The 19,234-nt window shown below is 65.9% G+C and carries 14 protein-coding genes; 6 read left to right on the forward strand and 8 right to left on the reverse strand.

The annotated features are described in order from the left end of the window. Positions 1-34 precede the first annotated feature (34 nt). The 5 genes from NJF35_RS03540 (at position 35) to NJF35_RS03560 (ending at position 8,753) form a co-directional block, all read left to right on the forward strand. Positions 35-2,374 (forward strand): TonB-dependent receptor, encoded by a 2,340-nt coding sequence (locus tag NJF35_RS03540; RefSeq protein WP_225786676.1) that lies wholly within the window; start codon positions 35-37, stop codon positions 2,372-2,374. Between the two features lie 17 nt (positions 2,375-2,391). Beyond that, positions 2,392-4,068: an aryl-sulfate sulfotransferase gene (locus tag NJF35_RS03545; protein ID WP_225786675.1), complete on the forward strand. Its 1,677-nt coding sequence runs from the start codon at positions 2,392-2,394 to the stop codon at positions 4,066-4,068. 398 nt (positions 4,069-4,466) lie between these two features. After that, the gene (gene gabD, locus NJF35_RS03550) at positions 4,467-5,909 is read left to right on the forward strand and encodes an NADP-dependent succinate-semialdehyde dehydrogenase (protein WP_225786674.1); all 1,443 of its coding nucleotides are present in this window, start codon (positions 4,467-4,469) and stop codon (positions 5,907-5,909) included. 184 nt (positions 5,910-6,093) lie between these two features. Next, complete coding sequence (gene gabT, locus NJF35_RS03555) at positions 6,094-7,371, forward strand: 4-aminobutyrate--2-oxoglutarate transaminase (RefSeq protein WP_225786673.1); 1,278 nt, start codon at positions 6,094-6,096, stop codon at positions 7,369-7,371. A gap of 140 nt (positions 7,372-7,511) precedes the next feature. Then, positions 7,512-8,753, forward strand: a complete 1,242-nt coding sequence (locus tag NJF35_RS03560; protein WP_253090674.1) for a response regulator — start codon at positions 7,512-7,514, stop codon at positions 8,751-8,753. Positions 8,754-8,906: 153 nt separating this feature from the next. On the opposite strand, the gene NJF35_RS03565 is transcribed toward NJF35_RS03560, so the two are convergent. The 3 genes from NJF35_RS03565 to desA all read right to left on the reverse strand — a co-directional run bounded on the left by NJF35_RS03565 (position 8,907) and on the right by desA (position 11,865). Further along, positions 8,907-9,362, reverse strand: a complete 456-nt coding sequence (locus NJF35_RS03565) for a type II toxin-antitoxin system PemK/MazF family toxin (RefSeq protein WP_225786671.1) — start codon at positions 9,360-9,362, stop codon at positions 8,907-8,909. Between the two features lie 186 nt (positions 9,363-9,548). Beyond that, positions 9,549-10,580, reverse strand: a complete 1,032-nt coding sequence (locus NJF35_RS03570; protein WP_410046028.1) for a GGDEF domain-containing protein — start codon at positions 10,578-10,580, stop codon at positions 9,549-9,551. A 100-nt stretch (positions 10,581-10,680) separates the two neighbouring features. Next, complete coding sequence (desA, locus tag NJF35_RS03575) at positions 10,681-11,865, reverse strand: delta-9 fatty acid desaturase DesA (protein ID WP_253090675.1); 1,185 nt, start codon at positions 11,863-11,865, stop codon at positions 10,681-10,683. Positions 11,866-12,133: 268 nt separating this feature from the next. Here desA and dibA point away from each other — a divergent pair, with 268 nt between their 5' ends. Continuing rightward, complete coding sequence (gene dibA / locus NJF35_RS03580; RefSeq protein ID WP_253080304.1) at positions 12,134-14,029, forward strand: phosphodiesterase DibA; 1,896 nt, start codon at positions 12,134-12,136, stop codon at positions 14,027-14,029. Between the two features lie 38 nt (positions 14,030-14,067). Here dibA and NJF35_RS03585 read toward each other — a convergent pair whose 3' ends face one another. From NJF35_RS03585 to NJF35_RS03605, 5 genes are read right to left on the reverse strand one after another with little or no spacing between them, the layout of a single operon-like run. Beyond that, positions 14,068-14,712: a methionine ABC transporter permease gene (locus NJF35_RS03585; protein ID WP_225786668.1), complete on the reverse strand. Its 645-nt coding sequence runs from the start codon at positions 14,710-14,712 to the stop codon at positions 14,068-14,070. Next, complete coding sequence (locus NJF35_RS03590; RefSeq protein WP_225786667.1) at positions 14,702-15,811, reverse strand: methionine ABC transporter ATP-binding protein; 1,110 nt, start codon at positions 15,809-15,811, stop codon at positions 14,702-14,704. Before NJF35_RS03590 ends, NJF35_RS03585 begins: the two co-directional genes overlap by 11 nt. A gap of 1 nt (position 15,812) precedes the next feature. Beyond that, positions 15,813-16,613, reverse strand: a complete 801-nt coding sequence (locus NJF35_RS03595) for a MetQ/NlpA family ABC transporter substrate-binding protein (RefSeq protein WP_253090676.1) — start codon at positions 16,611-16,613, stop codon at positions 15,813-15,815. Then, positions 16,606-17,994, reverse strand: coding sequence for an LLM class flavin-dependent oxidoreductase (locus NJF35_RS03600; RefSeq protein WP_253080302.1), 1,389 nt, complete (start codon positions 17,992-17,994; stop codon positions 16,606-16,608). The genes NJF35_RS03595 and NJF35_RS03600 overlap by 8 nt, the downstream gene beginning before the upstream one ends. Then, the gene (locus NJF35_RS03605; RefSeq protein ID WP_225786664.1) at positions 17,994-19,175 is read right to left on the reverse strand and encodes an SfnB family sulfur acquisition oxidoreductase; all 1,182 of its coding nucleotides are present in this window, start codon (positions 19,173-19,175) and stop codon (positions 17,994-17,996) included. The genes NJF35_RS03600 and NJF35_RS03605 overlap by 1 nt, the downstream gene beginning before the upstream one ends. Positions 19,176-19,234 lie beyond the last annotated feature (59 nt).

The raw sequence follows: 19,234 nt of genomic DNA on the forward strand, positions 1-19,234 counted from the left end.
GCTCGCCAGGGCCCATGCCTCAAGGAGCATTTGCATGTCCCGACTTCACCGTTGGCCAGCCCGCGTGTCGCTGTTCTCCCTGCAACCCTTGGCCGCCGGCGTGCTGCTGGCCACGGCCGGCGGCAGCTTCGCCGAGCAAGCGCCGGTCGACGTGGCCCCGGCGGCCCAGCAGGACGCCAGGCTCGGCACCGTCACGGTCAATGCCCGCCGCCGTGAGGAGACCGCCCAGAGCGTACCCACGCCGATCAGCGTGCTCGGCAGCGAAACCTTGGAAACCCAGCGGATCTACCGGGTCCAGGACCTGCAGCAACTGGTGCCGAGCACCAATGTCGCCTACGTCCACGCCCGTCAGTCGAGCATTTCCATTCGCGGCCTGGGCAACAATCCGGCCAGCGACGGCCTGGAAGGCAGCGTCGGTGTCTACCTGGACAACGTCTACCTGGGCCGCCCGGGCATGGCGGTGTTCGACCTGCTCGACGTCGAGCAACTGGAAGTGCTGCGTGGCCCGCAGGGTACGCTGTTCGGCAAGAACACCACCGCCGGGGTGCTCAACATCACCACCCGCAAGCCGACCTTCCACCGCGAGGGCAGCATCCAGTCGTCCCTGGGCGAAGACGGCTACTGGCAGACCCAGGGCAGCTTCTCCGGGCCGCTCAGCGAAACCCTCGCCGGGCGCATCAGCGCCTACCACACCGAGGACGACGGTTATGTGAAGAACGTCTACAACGGCGACGACCTCAACGGCGGCAAGCGCCAGGGCTTTCGTACCCAGTTGCTGTTCGCGCCGAGCGAGACCTTCAACCTGCGCTGGATCGGCGAATACAACGAGGAAGACTCCAACAACGGCATCCTCAGCCTCTACAGCACCGGGCCGACCATCAACGGCGTCAACCGCTACGAGAGCCTGGCGGCCCAGGCCGGCGCCACGCTGGTGTCGGGCAAGGACCGCAAGGTCAATTTCGACGCCGACCAGATGGTCAAGGTATTCCAGGGCGGCACCTCGGTGGAGGCCAACTGGACCCTACCCAACGATTTCACCCTGACCTCGATCACCGCCTACCGTTGGTGGGACTTCACCCCGCGCAACGACGACGGGCTCAACGTGGCAGCCACCCACAATGCCGGCGTCTCGGTCCGCGACAAGCAATACTCCCAGGAGCTGCGCCTGGCCTCGCCCACCGGTGGGTTCTTCGACTATGTGCTGGGCGCTTACTACTTCAAGCAAGACCTGGACAACAAGTCCTTCACCTACTTCGGCCCCCAGGCGGACATCTGGAACCTCACCCCGGCCGGTGCCCTGGCCAATGTCACGACCCTCGGCGACGGCCACATCGACACCGACAGCTACGCGCTGTTCGCCCAGGGCACCTGGCACCTGACCGAGCGCCTGGACTTCACCGCCGGTGTACGCGGCACCTACGAGGAAAAGAGCGCCTGGGTCACCCGCGACGCGCCGATCGGTGGTGCGGCGGTGACGGGTGGGGCGGCTGCCGCGCGCCAGGGCCGGGTCGGCGCCTACGACTCGGGCGACCTCAACCAGTACAGCTTCAGCCCTTCCGGCCTGCTCAGCCTGAGCTACCGCTTCAGCGACGAGGTGCTCGGCTACGCCAGCCTGTCCCACGGCGAGAAGTCCGGTGGCATCAACCTCACCGTAGGTGCCGCGCCGCGCCTGGGCACCGACTCGCTGCTGGTCGGTACCGAGCGGGTCAACAACGCCGAGCTGGGGATCAAGAGCACCCTGCTGGACAACCGCCTGCAACTCAACGCCAACCTGTTCTGGGCCGAGGTCCATGGCTACCAGGCCAACGTCTATGACCAGGTCAACCGCGTGCAGTACCTGGCCAACGCCGGCAGCGTGCGTTCCCGGGGCCTGGAGTTCGAGGCCACGGCGCTGCCGCTGCGCGGCCTGACGCTCAACGTCAACGGCTCGTGGAACGACGTGCGCTACACCGAGTACGACGACGCCCCATGCCCGCCGGAGGTGAGCCTGGCCGACGCCACCGCCACCTGCGACCTGACCGGGCACCAGGTGGTCGGCGCCTCCAAGTACATCGCCAACTTCAATGGCCAGTACAGCTGGCAACTGGCCGAGCGCATCGAGCCCTACCTCACCGCCAGTTACGCCTTCCGCTCCAGGGCGGTGGGCACCATCGACGACTCCGACTACGGGCAGATTCCCAGCTACGCCATCGTCAACCTCTCCGCCGGCGTGCGCCTGGACCAGGGCGACGGTGTCCTCGACCTGTCGCTGTGGGTGAAGAACGCCGGCGACAAGACCTACTTCACCAGCCTGTGGAACTCCGCCAACGGCGGTTATGCCGGCGTGCTCGGCACGCCGCGCACCGTCGGTGCCACAGCCCGCTACGACTTCTGAGCACAAGGAGCTTTGCCATGAATGCCAAGACCGAAACCCCACGCCTGCCCGAAGGTGCCTGCATCACCGCCAAGGTCCCCGACCACGATGAGGCGTTGCTCGGTGACGTGGTGGTCAATCCCTATCGCCTGGCGCCGCTGACCGCCATCATCCGTGACGGTGGCCGCATCCTCGGCGCGGCCCACGTACGGGTGCTGGGCCGTGGCGAGCGCGGCGTGGACATCGCCTACGCGGTGTCCGACCGCTCGCTGTGGACCTACGGCGGCATCCCGGTGTTCGGCCTGTACCCGGATCACGTCAACCAGGTGGAGGTCACCTACAAGCTCGATGGCGAGCGCATTCGCGAACGCTACGAAATCTACGCGCCTGCCGTGCGCCTGCCGGTGGTGGCCAGGCAGACGGCCGCCTTGCCCGAGGTGGAGCCGGTCAAGGTCGCGCCAGGCTTCGAGCAGCGCCTGTACCTGTTCAACCACCTGCTCGGCGACATCCCGGGCGGGCGCGCCTTCAAGTGGAACGGCCTGGGTGGCGCTGCCGAGTGGGACCAGGTCGGCAACAATTGGATCGCCGACAGCAATGGCGACGTGCGCTGGTACCTGGACATCGAGCAGATCCACGACTCCAACCGCCGCGACGGCCTGGGTGGCACCATGGGTTTCCAGCAGACCCGCGATGGCAAGCTGATCTGGGGCCAGGGCCAGACCTACTCCAAGTACGACCTGCTCGGCCGGCGTATCTGGCAGCGCAGCCTGCCGGACAAGTTCGCCGACTTCTCCCACGAGATCCGCGAGACCGCGCACGGCACCTACCTGCTGCGGGTCGGCACCAGCGACTACCGCCGTCCGGACGGCAAGCGCGTGCGTTCGATCCGTGACCACATCATCGAAGTGAACGAGGCCGGCGACGTGCTGGACTTCTGGGACCTCAACCAGATCCTCGACCCGTACCGCGGCGACTTGCTGGAAACCCTGGGCAAGGCGGCGATCCAGCTACCGGATGGCGTGCAGAAGCAGGACAGCCGGCTGGCCAACGAACTGGCCGAGGGCGAGCTGCCGTTCGGCGACACGCCGGGCGTCGGCACCGGGCGCAACTGGGCCCACGTCAATGCCATCGACTACGACGCCGATGACGACAGCATCATCGTTTCAGCCCGTCACCAGGGCGTGGTGAAGATCGGCCGCGACAAGGCGGTGAAGTGGATTCTCGCCTCGCCCCAGGGCTGGCCGGCGCACCTGAAGGCCAAGGTGCTGACCCCGGTCGGCAGCGACGACTTCGACTGGTCCTGGACCCAACACACCGCCTGGTTGACCGGGCAGGGCACGCTGACGGTGTTCGACAATGGCTGGGGACGTGGCTTTGCCCCGACGAAACTGAGCGGCAACTACAGCCGGGCGGTCGAGTACAGGATCGACGAGACCAAGGGAACGGTCGAGCAAATCTGGCAGTACGGCAAGGAGCGGGGCGAGGCGTGGTACAGCCCGATCACCTCGGTGGTGGCGTATCGGCCGGATACCGACACCCAGTTCATCTATTCGGCGTCGGTGGGCTACCTGACGCCACAGAAGCTGACCACCACCGTGCTCAATGAGGTGCGCCGAGGTACCCAGGAGGTGCTGGTGGAGCTCAAGGTGCACAGCCGCCAGCCAGGGAGCGTCGGCTACCGGGCACTGGTGATCGACCTCGCCAAGGCGTTCTGACCCTGCCGGGAGGGCCGTCGGTCCTCCCATCACGATGTCTCCTGGCCCATGGTCTAACCTTCACTGGCCCTTTCGCGGGCACGCCCGCTCCCACAAGCTTCGAGCCGATCACACATCAATTGTGGTTTGCAGGGCCCTGCGGGGGCCACGAAGGGGGCTCATGCCTCACCGCCGATCTGGAAATTTCAGCCCGGTGTTCAACCATTCGTTCTTTTTTTCGAACAGCCTATTGTCCAACACCCCAGCAGCCGCTTAGCATTCGTTTGAGATTTCAAACGCTCACTGCCCAGGCGTTGAACACCCTTGGTGCAAGAATTCCTGACGGCAGCCCCTTGGGGCGCCTTTTCAACAATCAATAATTCGCCCCGTGCGTGCACGGTGCTTTAAGGGAAGCCGACATGCAGCTCAAAGACGCTCAGTTGTTCCGCCAGCAAGCCTTCATCAACGGTGAATGGCTGGATGCGGACAGCGGTCAGACCATCAAGGTGACCAACCCGGCCACCGGCGAAGTCATCGGTACCGTGCCGAAGATGGGCGCCGCCGAAACCCGCCGCGCCATCGAAGCGGCCGACAAGGCCCTGCCGGCCTGGCGCGCACTGACCGCCAAGGAGCGTTCGAACAAGCTGCGCCGCTGGTTCGAGCTGATGATCGAGAACCAGGACGACCTGGCCCGCCTGATGACCACCGAGCAGGGCAAGCCGCTGGCCGAAGCCAAGGGCGAGATCGCCTATGCCGCCTCGTTCATCGAGTGGTTCGCCGAGGAGGCCAAGCGCGTCTACGGCGACACCATCCCGGGTCACCAGCCGGACAAGCGCCTGATCGTCATCAAGCAGCCGATCGGTGTCACCGCCGCGATCACCCCGTGGAACTTCCCGGCCGCGATGATCACCCGCAAGGCCGGCCCGGCCCTGGCCGCCGGTTGCACCATGGTCCTCAAGCCTGCTTCGCAGACCCCGTACTCCGCCCTGGCCCTGGTCGAGCTGGCCAACCGTGCCGGCATCCCGGCCGGTGTGCTGAGCGTGGTCACCGGCAGCGCGGGCGAAGTCGGCGGCGAGCTGACCGGCAACTCGCTGGTGCGCAAGCTGTCCTTCACCGGCTCGACCGAGATCGGCCGCCAGCTGATGGAAGAGTGCGCCAAGGACATCAAGAAAGTGTCCCTGGAGCTGGGTGGCAACGCCCCGTTCATCGTGTTCGACGACGCCGACCTGGACAAGGCCGTCGAGGGCGCGATCGTCTCCAAGTACCGCAACAACGGCCAGACCTGCGTCTGCGCCAACCGCATCTACGTACAGGACGGCGTCTATGACGCGTTCGCCGAGAAGCTCAAGGCCGCCGTGGCCAAGCTGAAGATCGGCAACGGCCTGGAAGAAGGCACCACCACCGGCCCGCTGATCGACGGCAAGGCCGTGGCGAAGGTCCAGGAGCACATCGAGGACGCCGTTGGCAAAGGCGCCAAGGTGCTGTCCGGCGGCAAGCTGATCGAAGGCAACTTCTTCGAGCCGACCATCCTGGTCGACGTACCGAAGACCGCCGCCGTGGCCAAGGAAGAAACCTTCGGCCCGCTGGCCCCGCTGTTCCGCTTCAAGGACGAGGCCGAGGTCATCGCCATGTCCAACGACACCGAGTTCGGCCTGGCCTCGTACTTCTACGCCCGTGACATGAGCCGTGTGTTCCGTGTCGCCGAGGCCCTGGAATATGGCATGGTCGGCATCAACACCGGCCTGATCTCCAACGAAGTCGCGCCGTTCGGCGGCATCAAGGCCTCGGGCCTGGGTCGCGAAGGTTCCAAGTACGGCATCGAGGACTACCTGGAGATCAAGTACCTGTGCATCAGCGTCTGATCACGGGCTGACAGTTTTTACCTCTGCCAGCGGGGCGCGAGAGCGACGTCTCGCTGGTCTTTTTTACACCGCGGTACCTGGTGGCCAGGGCGTTCATGACAGTCGATCAACGCATGCTGCTCATGCACGGATCCAGCCACCCCCGAATAACAGCGCCGTCAGCGTCGGCGCGAATGAGGGCACTATGAGCAAGACCAACGAATCCTTGATGCAACGCCGTGTCAACGCCGTCCCACGTGGCGTTGGCCAGATCCACCCGATCTTCGTCGACACCGCGAAGAACGCGACCGTGATCGACGTTGAAGGCCGCGAACTGATCGACTTCGCCGGCGGCATCGCAGTACTGAACACCGGCCACCTGCACCCGAAAGTCGTGGCTGCCGTGCAAGAGCAGCTGACCAAGGTCAGCCACACCTGCTTCCAGGTTCTGGCCTACGAGCCCTACGTAGAGCTGTGCGAGAAGATCAACGCCCTGGTTCCAGGCGACTTCGCCAAGAAGACCCTGCTGGTCACCACCGGTTCCGAAGCCGTTGAAAACGCCGTCAAGATCGCCCGTGCCGCCACTGGCCGTGCCGGTGTCATCGCCTTCACCGGCGGTTACCACGGCCGTACCATGATGACCCTGGGCCTGACCGGCAAGGTCGTGCCGTACTCCGCTGGCATGGGCCTGATGCCAGGTGGCATCTTCCGCGCCCTGTACCCGAGCGAGCTGCACGGCGTCAGCGTCGACGAGTCGATCGCTTCGATCGAGCGTATCTTCAAGAACGATGCCGAGCCTAAGGACATCGCCGCGATCATCCTCGAGCCGGTCCAGGGCGAGGGTGGTTTCATCCCGGCACCGAAAGAGCTGATGCAGCGCCTGCGCGCCCTGTGCGACCAGCACGGCATCCTGCTGATCGCCGACGAAGTGCAGACCGGCGCTGGCCGTACCGGCACCTTCTTCGCCATGGAGCAGATGGGCGTCGCGCCTGACCTGACCACCTTCGCCAAGTCCATCGCTGGCGGCTTCCCGCTGGCCGGTGTGTGCGGCAAGGCCGAGTACATGGACGCCATCGCCCCGGGTGGCCTGGGCGGTACCTACGCCGGTTCCCCGATCGCCTGCGCCGCGGCCCTGGCCGTGATCGAAGTGTTCGAGGAAGAGAAGCTGCTCGAGCGCAGCCAGGCGGTGGGCGAGCGCCTGACCGCTGGCCTGCGCAAGATCCAGGAAAAGCACCCGATCATCGGTGATGTCCGTGGCCTGGGCTCGATGGTCGCTGTCGAAGTGTTCGAGAAGGGGACCCACACCCCGAACGCTGCCGCGGTCGCCCAGGTCGTGGCCAAGGCACGCGACAAGGGCCTGATCCTGCTGTCCTGCGGCACCTACGGCAACGTCCTGCGTATCCTGGTGCCGGTCACCGCGCCGGACGAGCAGCTGGACAAAGGCCTGGCGATCATCGAAGAGTGCTTCGCCGAGCTGGCCTGAATGTGACAGGCGTTAGAAAAAAACCCGCTTCGGCGGGTTTTTTTTTGCACCCTCGATGCGGCTGGGCGCTATCGTAGGCGGATGGATTTGCCTTGGAAGCTGCGAAGGATCGTGTGTCAAGGATTACCCAGGAGCCACTCATGAGCGCTGCCGACCCCATCCCGCCTTGTATCCTGATTGCCGAAGGCGATCCGTGGGTGCGCGACATGCTTCGCGACATGTTGCTCAGCGTGCGCTGCGACGCCCGCCTGCAGGTCTGCGCCAACGGCTCCGAGGCCTTGGCCGCGCTGTCGAGCAAGCCTGACCTGATCATTGCCGCCCGTGAGCTGGCCGGGGTCGATGGCCTCGACCTGTTGCGCAACGTGCGTGCCAAGGGGTACAAGCCGTCCCTGCCGTTCATATTGATGAGCGAGCGCACCGACAGCGCCAGTGTGCATGAGGTGCTACCGTTCCACCCCACCGCCTACCTGGGCAAACCCCTCGACCTGGCCAACCTGCGCAAGCGGTTGGAGAGCCTGTTGCTGGCGGTTGGCGAGCAGATTGCCTGCCCGACGCCGTCCTTGCAGCCGGGCATCCGCCTGTCGGCGTTCCTCGAGCAACGCCGTGTCACTGCCGATGGCGGGCCGCTGTTCGCCGATGTGCAGGTGGCGATCAAGCGCGCCCTCAACCCCCATGGGCTGAACCTCAAGGTGCTCGAGGAAGAGGTACGCAACGATCCGCAGATCACCGGCGTGCTGATCGCGGCGGCCAACAGCGCCGCACTGCATCGCGAGGCGCCGGTGCAGACCCTGCTGCAGGCGCTGAACAAGCTCGGCAGCACCCAGAGCATGAACCTGATCCTGGGCCTGGCGCTCAAGCGCAGCGCTCGCCTGAGCGACCTGTTGCTGGCCCGGCATGCCGCTCACTACTGGGACCTGTCCCTGCACACCGCCGAGTACGCCCGCAGCCTGGCGCGCATGCTCGAGCTGGATGAAGGCCGCTGCTACTGCGCCGGACTGCTGCACTGCCTGGGCGACCTGGCCGTGCTGCGTTGCCTGCAGGAATGGCGCCTGGCCGGTGGCGAGCTGGACGAGGACCAGGTGCAGTTGTCGCTGAACGCGTTCGGCGCCGCCTTCGGCTCGGCGCTGCGCACCCGCTGGCGGCTGCCGCTGAGCCTGCACGAGCTGATCGCCGCCATCTACCAGTTGGGTGGCGGGGTGTATTCGCGGGAGATCCTGGCAATGAACCTGGCCGGGCAACTGGCGCGGCTGCCGGCGGAGCAGGGGATGGAGAAAATCGCCGACAGCAAGACGGCACGGTTGCTCAAGCTGGGCTTGCCGGAGCTGGGGCGGTTGCGCAGGGTGGAGAAACAGGAGATCGTCCAGCCGGAGGCCAACCGGTAGATCCCGTGTGACAGCCCAGGATCTTGAGAAAACAGGGGGTTCTGAATGGCGAAACCCAGCCTAGGCTGGGTTTCGCAGGTCCCTCTAAGGGGAATAAAGCGCTGAGTGCCTCTAAGGGCTACGGGGCCACGATAGGGAAAAGCTTGGATCCTGTCAATTTTTGAGCAGGGAGCTCGCATTCATCACCTTCACCACGGCGCGTTGGACTCGCTCGACAACCTCGCGTGCCACGACTTGCTCAAGAAAACCGCGGCCGATGGTCCTGGGCTTGAACAAGCGCTCCCGGCTCACCTGGGCGACCAAGTCAGCCTTGGCCCAACGTACCTGTTGCTTGAAATACGGGAGATCCTCGATCAGGTCGGCAGAGAACTGCACATGCCATCCTCGGCTCAGCTTGCCGGGATCCTTGGTGGTCGAGAGTGGAACGACAATACAGGCATTCGAATCGATTTTTCCATTGAGCACCATGACAAGCCGATTTTTCACCATTTCCGGTTTAAGGCGGAAGTCGTACCGACTCGATGCTGAAACAACATCGCCTTGATCTCGATACTCGCCGTAATTGCATTCCAGCACCTGCCCTACTTTTGGCTCGAACCTAATTGCCATGTTCCACCCTGAGCAGTTGTTAAGCGGCTCATGGTGTCATAACGGGAACAGCTTCCGATTGCTCTAGGAATGCCTCACGGCAATTAAAGAATATTCCCCTTTGGAAGGTAACCAAAGGGAGTAAGACATTTCTGAGCTTGCTAGATAATGGATCCAAATGGGCAAGTATGGCCATTCGGGGCTGGCTCACCCCAGCACGATCTGGTTCTTGCCCTGCCGCTTGGCCTGGTACATGGCTGCATCGGCCCGGGCGAACAGGGCTTCGAGGGTTTCGTCGGTGTCGTTCAGGCCAGTCAGGCCCTGGCTCACGGTGACGCCATACACCTGCTGCCCATGGCTGAAGCTCAGGCGCTGGATCTCGCGTTGCAAGCGTTCGGCGATGTGCTTGGCGACTTGGGCGGTGCAGCCGGGGAAGACCGCCGCGAACTCCTCGCCACCGATACGCCCGAACAGGTCGCCCCGGCGCAGCACGGCCCTGCCGCTGTCGGCGATACGTTGCAGCACCTGGTCGCCTTCCTGGTGGCCGTAGCTGTCGTTGATCTGCTTGAAGTCGTCGATGTCGAGCAACAGGAAGGCCAGGGGCGAACCCTCCTCGCGCGCGGCCTCGAAGGCTTGGCGGGCGCATTCGAAGAAGTGCCGGCGGTTGCTGCTCTGGGTCAGCACATCGGTGGTGGCCAGGCGTTGCAACTCGCCTTCGAGCTGCTTCTTCTCGGTGATGTCCTCGGCGATACCGACGATGATCACCCGCTGTTCGTTTTCACGTTGCTGGTTGATGAAGCATTTGTCGCTCAGCCAGCGCACTTGGCCCGCGGCATTGATGATGCGGTACTCGCGGTCTTCCACCGCGCCCTTGAGCAGCACCTGGGCCAGGCTGCGCTCGGCGTAGTCCAGGTCGTCGGGGTAGATGCTGTCGCGCCACTCGTTGTAGTCGGCCAGCACCAGGCTGGCCGGGCGCCCGAAGATACGTTCGTAGGCTGGGCTGACATACAGCACCTGGCGGGTCTCCCAGTCGAAGGCCCAGAGCACGGCATTGAGGCTGTCGAGCAGCGAGCTGTAGAGCTGCTCGCGTTCGCTCAGGCGAGCCACTTCGCCCTGAGCGTGCAGCAGGGCGAGCAGGGTCTGGGCGGCTTCGGGCGGCGGGTTGCCGCAGAGGGGCGGGGTGAAGTCTTTGGCCATGAGCACGGAACGGTTCTCGGCATGAAAGCGTGCGGCCACGATCCGGCCCGCCACGCGGGCGATGTGCCGGATTTGAGTGGAAGGCAGGGGACGAAGTTCCGGGGTGGCCCGCCCCGTCGCGGGGCGGGCCGATCAACGGTGCTCAGGCCCCGGCAGGGCGCAGGGAGTAGGTCTTGAGCTGGCCGGCGAAGTCGCGCAGGGCCTGGATACCACTGGCCTCGGCCTCATGCACCCAATCCTTCATGGCGGCGAGCATGTCGTGGCCGTTGGCGCTGGTACGGGCCCAGATCTGCTGCAGGGCCAGGCGTTTTTCATAGATGGTCTTGAGCGCCTGGCTGTGGGCCAGCATGGACTCGATACGTACGTGATGGCGGTCCTGCAGCAGGCTGGTTTCCCGCGACAACAGGCGCTTGGCGCGGCGGAAGCGGTAGCGCATCGAGGCATCGACCCGGGCCAGTTCCTGCTTGACCAATGGCGCGATCACCAGCTTGCGGTACTGGGCCATGATCTGGAAACGGTTGTTGAGGATCGCCATGGCCGTGTCCATGTCCAGGTGCGCCTTGCCCTCGACGCGGTGGGCGATGGGCGCCACACGCTGCACCTTGGCCAGGCGCAGCAGGCACAGCAGGCGGATCCACATCCAGCCGATGTCGAACTCCCAGCGCTTGACCGACAGCTTGGCCGAGTTGGGGTAGGTGTGGTGATTGTTGTGCAGCTCCTCGCCGCCAATGACGATGCCCCAGGGCACCAGGTTGGTGGCCGCGTCGCGGCATTCGAAGTTGCGGTAGCCCAGCGCATGGCCCAGGCCGTTGACCACGCCAGCGGCCCAGAACGGAATCCACATCATCTGCACTGCCCAGATGGTGATGCCGATGGTGCCGAACAGCAGCAGGTCGATCAGTGCCATCAGCGCCACGCCGCCGAGCCTGTAGCGCGAATAGAGGTTGCGTTCGATCCAGTCGTCCGGGCAGTTCTTGCCGTAGATGCGCAGGGTCTCGGGGTTGCGCGCTTCCTCACGGTAGAGCTCGGCGCCCTTGCGCAGCACGGTGCCCAGGCCCTTGTGCAGCGGGCTGTGCGGGTCGTCGGGGGTTTCGCACTTGGCGTGGTGCTTGCGGTGCACCGCGGTCCACTCGCGGGTGTTCTGCGCGGTGGTCAGCCACAGCCAGAAGCGGAAGAAGTGCTTGAGCCCGGCATTGAGCTCCAGGGCGCGGTGGGCCGAGTAGCGATGCAGGTAGAGGGTGACGCTGACGATGGTCACATGGGTCATCAGCAGGGTGACGCCGACCAGTTGCCAGGCCGACAAGTCGAGCAAACCGTTGTACCACATAGGTGTAGAAGCCCTCGGAAACACAGGGGAACAGCGTCGGCAATTATCCCCTGGCGGGGAAATAAAGCCAGTCGTCCGTTGCGAGGGTGCCAGCCCTGTCGCGGGTGCGCGCGCTCCCGCACGAGGTCGTGCAGCCCCCGTGGCAGCGGGCTTGCCCGCGAGCAGGGCAGATGAAATCTGCAACCTATTTCTAATGCCGGGAATTAAGTCACGGCATGTTTCCGCCTTTATAATGCCCCATCCTTTTTCATGGGCTTACCCACCCGACATGTCTGTTTCCGTTCGCGACGCCCTGCGCATGGCGGCGTTGTACCTGGTGCTCTCGATTCTCTGGCTGGTGCTGTCCGAACAGGTGCTGCGCGGCCTTTCCGATGACCCGACGGTGCTGGCCGTGGGCCGCCAGGCCAATGTGCTCGTCTGGGTGCTGGTCAGTGCCTTGCTGATCTTCGTCTCGCGTGCTCGCCTGCTCAATTTCATCGGCATCGGTGCGCGCCTGCGCAGCGAGGACCGTGAGCGCCTGCGCATGGCCGCGGCGGTGTTCGACAGCACCCTGGAGGGCGTGTTGGTGACCGACCGCGACGGCCTGATCGTGCACGTCAACCGGGCCTTCATGCGCATCACCGGCTACCAGCAGGACGAGGTGATCGGCCAGCGCCCGAGCAAGTTCAAGTCGGGCCACCACGGTGCGCCGTTCTACCAGCAGATCTACGCCGCGCTGGCGCAGAAGGGCGAGTGGAGCGGCGAGATCTGGAACCGGCGCAAGAGCGGCGAGATCTACCCGCAGTGGCAGACGATCTGCGCCATCCGCGACGACAGCGGCGCGGTCAGCCACTATGTGGCGGTGTTCAGCGACATCAGCGCGATCAAGCACTCCGAACGGGAGCTGGCCTACCTGGCGCACCACGATCCGCTGACCGGCCTGCCCAACCGATTGCTGTTCAACGACCGGGCCGAGCAGGCCCTGGCCGCCGCCCAGGCCAACAAGCGCGGCTGTGCCCTGTTGCTGCTGGACCTCGATCATTTCCAGAGCATCAACGATGGCCTTGGCCACACCATCGGCGACCAGTTGCTCAAGCTGGTCGGCGAGCGCCTGCGCGACATCCTCGGCCATGGCGTGACCCTGGCGCGCCTGGGCGGCGACGAGTTCGGCGTGCTGGCGGAGAACTGCCCACAGGTCGGCCAAGCCGCGACCCTGGCGCAGACGATCATCGAGCGCATGCGCGAGCCGTTCGTCTTCGACGACAATCGCCTGTTCATCAGCGTCAGTGTCGGTATCAGCCTGTTCCCCAGCGATGCGCTCGGCGCCGAGCAACTGCTGCGCAATGCCGATTCGGCGCTGTTCAAGGCCAAGAGCAATGGCCGCGCCTGCTACGCCCTGTACACCGAGGAACTGACCGCCCACGCTCAGCACCGGGTCGAGACTGCCGGCGAGTTGCGCCGTGCCCTGGAGCACGAAGAGCTGCGTGTGTACTTCCAGCCGGTGCACGACCTGTGCAGCGACAGGATGGTCGGGGTCGAGGCGTTGGTGCGCTGGCAGCATCCGCTACGCGGGCTGGTGTCGCCGGGCGAGTTCATCCCCATCGCCGAGCGTACCGGGTTGATCGCCGAGATCGATGCCTGGGTGCTGCGCCAGGCATGCCGGCAGATGGTGCGCTGGCAGGGCGAGGGGCGGCAGCTGGCGTTCGTCGCGGTGAACATTTCCAGCCGCCTGTTCGGCCAGCGCGATCTGTACCGGCAGGTGGCCGAGGTGCTGCACGACACCGGCATGGACCCGGCGCTGCTGGAGCTGGAGGTCACCGAAAGCGCGGTGATGGAAGATCCGGAGGTGGCTCTGGAACAGTTGCACCGGCTGCGCGAGCTGGGCCTGAGCCTGGCCATCGACGACTTCGGTACCGGTTATTCGTCGTTGCTGCGGCTCAAGCGATTGCCGGTGCAGAAGCTCAAGATCGACCAGGGCTTCGTCGCCGGTCTGCCCCATGACGAGGATGACATCGCCATCGTCCGGGTGATCATCGCCCTGGCCCGCAGCATGGGCATGCAGGTGCACGCCGAGGGGATCGAGCAGGCCGAGCAGGCTCGCTTCCTGCTGGAACAGCAATGTCACCTGGGGCAGGGGTACTGGTTCGGGCGGCCGGTACCGGCACAGGCGTTGCGCTGGGACTGAGGCCGGTCCGGGGCCGCTCCGACCAGTAGGGGAAGGCTTCAGCGCTTGTTCAAGCCCTTCGCCAACCGATCCCCACCCAGCTGGATCAACGCCACCAACGCCACCAGCATGGCGATCACGGTTAGCATGACCTGGCTGTCGAAGCGCTGGTACCCATAGCGATAGGCAATGTCCCCCAGCCCGCCCGCGCCGATGGCACCGGCCATGGCCGAGGAGTTGATCAAGGTCACCAGGGTGATGGTGAAGCCGCCGACGATCCCCGGCAGTGCCTCGGGCAGCAGCACGTGCCAGACGATGTGCCAGCGCCGGCACCCCATGGCCTGGGCCGCCTCGATCAGGCCATGGTCGACCTCGCGCAGGCTGACCTCGGCGATCCTGGCGAAGAAGGGCGTGGCGGCGATGGTCAGCGGGACCACGGCGGCCCACACGCCATAGGTGGTACCCACCACCAGGCGGGTGAAGGGGATCAGGGCGACCATCAGGATCAGGAACGGGATCGAGCGGAACAGGTTGACGAACGCACTCAACACACGGTTCAGCAACGGCGCCTCGAAGATCCCACCCTTGTCGCTGGTGACCAGCAGCACCGCCATCGGCACCCCGACCAGCAGGGCGATCAGCGACGACACGCCGACCATCAGCAAGGTATCCAGCAAGCCCTGGAACAGACGCTCAAACCACATAGCCCAGTACCTCCACCTCATCGGCCCAGCGACGGGCGCGCTCCAGCAATAGCGGCAGTGCATGGGGCGAACCCTGTACCGACAGGATCAGTTGCCCCACGGCCCGCTCGCCGATGGTCTCGATGCCGCCCTGGAGCAGGCGCACGCGCCCGCCCAGGGCACTGAACAGCTCGGACAGTTCCGGCGCGCCCAGCAGGCTCAGCCTGAGTACCAGCGCCGCATCGCTTGCGCCCGGGCTGGTGCGCAGGTTGGCCTGCAAGGCGGCGGGCAGCTTGGCTTGCAACGGCGCGAGCAAGCTGCGGGTGACCTCGTGCCGCGGTGCGCCGAACACCTGCCAGACGTCGCCCTGCTCGACGATCTGCCCACGTTCGAGCACCAGCACCCGGTGGCAGATGTCGCGGATCACCGCCATCTCGTGGGTGATCAGCACGATGGTCAGGCCCAGGCGCTGGTTGATGTCGCGCAGCAGCTCGAGGATCGAGGCGGTGGTTTCCGGGTCGAGCGCCGAGGTGGCCTCGTCGCACAGCAGGATTTCAGGGTCATGGACCAGCGCCCGGGCGATGCCCACCCGCTGCTTCTGCCCGCCCGACAACTGCGCCGGGTAGACGTGGTGCTTGTGCGCAAGCCCCACCAGCTCCAGCAGTTCGCGAACCTTGCGTTGGCGCTCGGCCTTGGCCACGCCCGCCACCTTCAGCGGCAACTCGACGTTCTGCCAGACAGTCTTGGCCGACATCAGGTTGAAGTGCTGGAAGATCATGCCGATGCGCCGGCGCAGCGCGACCAAGTGGTCCTCGTCGAACGGCGCGATGTCCACCTGGTCGATCAGCACCCGGCCCTGGGAGGGCTGTTCCAGGCGGTTGATGGTGCGTAGCAGCGATGACTTGCCGGCGCCGCTGCGGCCGATGATGCCGAAGATCTCGCCGCGGCGGATGTTCAGGTCGATGCCCTGCAAGGCGGGCTGGGCCTGGCCCGGGTAGGTCTTGCCCAGGCCGACGAAGCGCACGTGGGCATCGTTCACCTCTGGGCGCAGGGCCTGCTCGCGGGCAGGGGCCGGCGAGGCTTGCGCGGTGGGCGCCCTGAGGGCGCTGGCGCTGCTCATCTCAACCCTCCCAGCCGGCCTGGTAGAGGCTGCCGTGGGCTTTGTCCAGGGCCGCGCGCACGGCGGGCGAATGCTGGTAGATGTCGACGAACCTGGCCAGGCGCGGGTCGTCCTTGCTCTGTGGGCGGATGACGAACTGGATCACGTATTCCTTGTTCTCCAGGCCATCGAACAGCAGTGCCGAGGTGGCGTCGAAGCTGTTGGCCAGGCGGATGTACGCGGGGTAGCCCTGGACCAGGTCGGCGTCATCGTAGGCACGTACCAGTTGTACAGCTTCCACCTGGAGGATCTTCAACTGCTTCGGGTTGGCGACGATGTCGTCCTCGGTGGCCTTGTAGCCAACCCCCGGCTTGAGGTCGATCAACCCAGCCTTGGCCAGCAACTGCAGGCCGCGGCCGCTGTTGATCGGGTCGTTGGCGATGGCCACGCTGGCCCCGTTGGGCAGATCGGCAAAGCGCTTGTAGCGCTTGGAGTACAGGCCGACGTTGTTGATGATGCCCGGGGCGTAGGGCTCCAGCTCGAAGCCGGCGGCGGCCTTGGCGTTCTCTAGGAAGGGGATGTGCTGGAAGTAGTTCACGTCGATGTCGCCGCTGGCCAGGCTCACGTTCGGCGCGATCCAGTCGCTGAACTCGATCAGCTTGACCTCCAGGCCCTGCTTGCGGGCCTCGTCTACCGCCGCTTCGAGCGGGATGGCAAAGGCTGCGGTGGTGCCGACCTTCAGCGGTTCGTCGGCCAGCGCAGTGGCGGCCAGGCCCAGGGACAGCACGGCGGCCGCGACGGGCCGGAACAGTTTCTCAAGCATGGTGCAAGGCTCCAGTCGGGGCAGGGGGGGTGGCGCGGTAGGCGGCACCGGGGTGGTCGGCGGGCAGGTGCGGGTGGCCGCTGGCGAAGAGCTTCTCGCGCAGGCTGCCGGGTGCGTAGGCGGTCTTGTAGCGGCCACGGCGTTGCAGCTCGGGGACCACCAGGTCGATGAACGCCTCATGGCTTTCCGGGGTGACGGTGCGGGTCAGGTTGAAGCCGTCCAGGCCGGTCTCGTCGATCCAGGCGATCAACTGCCCGGCGACCTGTTCGGGCGAGCCGACCAGGGTCACGTAGCGCCCGCCCAGGGCGTGCTGCTCCAGCAGGCGGCGGCGGGTCCAGGCGTTGTCCTGCAACTGGCGGGTCGCGGACTGGATGGCGTTGCCCTTGGCGAAGCCGATCGGCTCGTCCAGGCCGTAGGCGGCGAAGTCGATGCCGGTGGAACTGGCAAAGTGCGCCACGCCCGCTTCCGGGCTGGCATAGCGCAGGTATTCGGCGTGCAGGGCCTGGGCCTGCTGTTCGCTCGGCGCGACGATCACCGTGATGCCCATGAAGACCTTGATCGCCTGCGGGGCGCGGCCGCTGGCCTGGGCCGCGGCACGTACCTTGTCGACCTGTGCACGGGTGGTCGCCTTGTCCTGGCCGCTGATGAACACGCACTCGGCATGCTGGCCGGCGAAGGCCAGGCCGCGTGGCGAGCTGCCGGCCTGGAACAGCACCGGGGTACGCTGGGGCGAGGGCTCGCACAGGTGGTAGCCCTCGACATGGTAGAACTCGCCCTGGTGGCGAACCTTGCGCACCTTGTCTGGGCGGGCATAGACGCGCCGAGCGCGGTCGGCGACCACGGCGTCGTCGTCCCAGCTGCCTTCGAGCAGTTTGTACAGCACCTGCAGGTATTCGTCGGCCTGGTCGTAACGGCGGTCGTGCTCGGGTTGCCGTGCCAGGCCCATGGCGCGGGCGGCGCTGTCCAGGTAGCCGGTGACGATGTTCCAGCCGACCCGGCCATTGCTCAAATGGTCGAGGGTGGAGAGGCGCCGAGCGAACAGGTAGGGCGCGTCATAGGTGAGGTTGGCGGTCAGGCCGAAGCCCAGGTGCCGGGTCACGGCGGCCATGGCCGAGACCAGCAGCAGCGGGTCGTTGACCGGCAACTGGATGGACTCTTTGAGCGTCACGTCCACCGACTGCCCGTAGACGTCGTAGGTGCCGACGATATCGGCGATGAACAGCCCGTCGAACAGCCCGCGCTCGAGCAACTGGGCCAGCCGGGTCCAGTATTCCAGGGTCCGGTACTGGGTCGCTTGGTCCCGAGGGTGGGTCCACAGGCCGTGGTTGATGTGCCCGACGCAGTTCATGTCGAAGGCGTTGAGGAGGATCTGCTTGCCCATCAGATCGTCCCCCGGCGTGGCGGGTTCTCGCCGTTGAGGTAGTAGTTGCCGATGGCGTGGTACTTCCAGCGCACCGGGTCGTGCAGGGTGTGGACCCGGGCGTTGCGCCAGTGGCGGTCGAGGTTGTGCTCGGCCAGGGTGGCCTGGCTGCCGGCCAGTTCGAACAGGGTGCTGCCAGCTGCCAGGGAAATCTCGGTGCTGATCGCCCGGGCCTCGGCCACGGCGATGGACGCGGCGGCGACGGTGTCGGCGTTGCTGGCGTCGCGGGCGCGGTCGAGGTATTCACCGGCGCGCACCAGCAGGGCCTCGGCGGCATGCAGGCGGATGGCCAGGTGACCGAAGCTCTTGAGACTCAGTGGGTCGTCGCTGGCCTTGTCGACGCCGGAATCGACCCAGGGGCGGCTACGGCTGCGCACGAAGCGCAGGGCGTCGTCGAAGGCGGCGCGGGCGATGCCGGTATCGATGGCGGCATGGAGGATCTGCGCCAGCGGGCCGACCGGGGTCGGGCGCTCGAAGGCGCTGTCGAAGGGCACCACGTCCTGGTTCGCGACGAACACGTTGTCGAACGTCACCGAGCCGCTGCCGGTGGTACGCTGGCCGAAGCCGCTCCAGTCGTCGATCACCTGCAGGCCAGCAGCATCGGCAGGCACGAAGGCCAGGTGCTGTACACCCTGTTCATCGATCACCGAGGTGGGGATGCGCTGGGCGTACAGGGCGCCGGTGGCGTAGAACTTGCGGCCGTTGATCCGCCAGCCATCGCCATCGCGGGTCAGGCGGGTGGTGCGGTCGTGGGCGGTCTTGGTGCCCAGCTCGGCCAGGGCGTTGCCCAAGCGTCGCCCGGCCAGGACCTCGGCATAGAGGCGCCGTTGCTGCTCGGGGGCGCCGTTCACCCGTAGCACTTCCAGGGCATAGAAGTGGTTCTGCGGAATCTGCCCGAGGGAGGCGTCGGCCTGGGCGATGCGGGCGATGACCTTGGCCAGGGTGACGTTGGATACCCCTGCGCCGCCGAAGGCCTTGGGCACGCTGATGGCCCACAGGCCGGAGCGGGTGAACAGGTCGAGCTCGGCGTGGGGCAGGCGGCGCTCGCGGTCGCGCAGGGCGCTGTCGCGTTGCAGCTGCTGGGCGATTTCCTCGGCGACGGCCAGGGCCTGGGCGTCGGAGGTGATCAGGGATTGGGTCATGTCGTTCTCCAAGGGGCGCTGCTTCGCTGCTCTCGCAGGGACACCCACATGAGTCGCGC

It is taken from the genome of Pseudomonas guariconensis, from assembly GCF_024127895.1.
In the GTDB taxonomy this organism is placed as follows: Bacteria; Pseudomonadota; Gammaproteobacteria; order Pseudomonadales; family Pseudomonadaceae; genus Aquipseudomonas; species Aquipseudomonas guariconensis_B.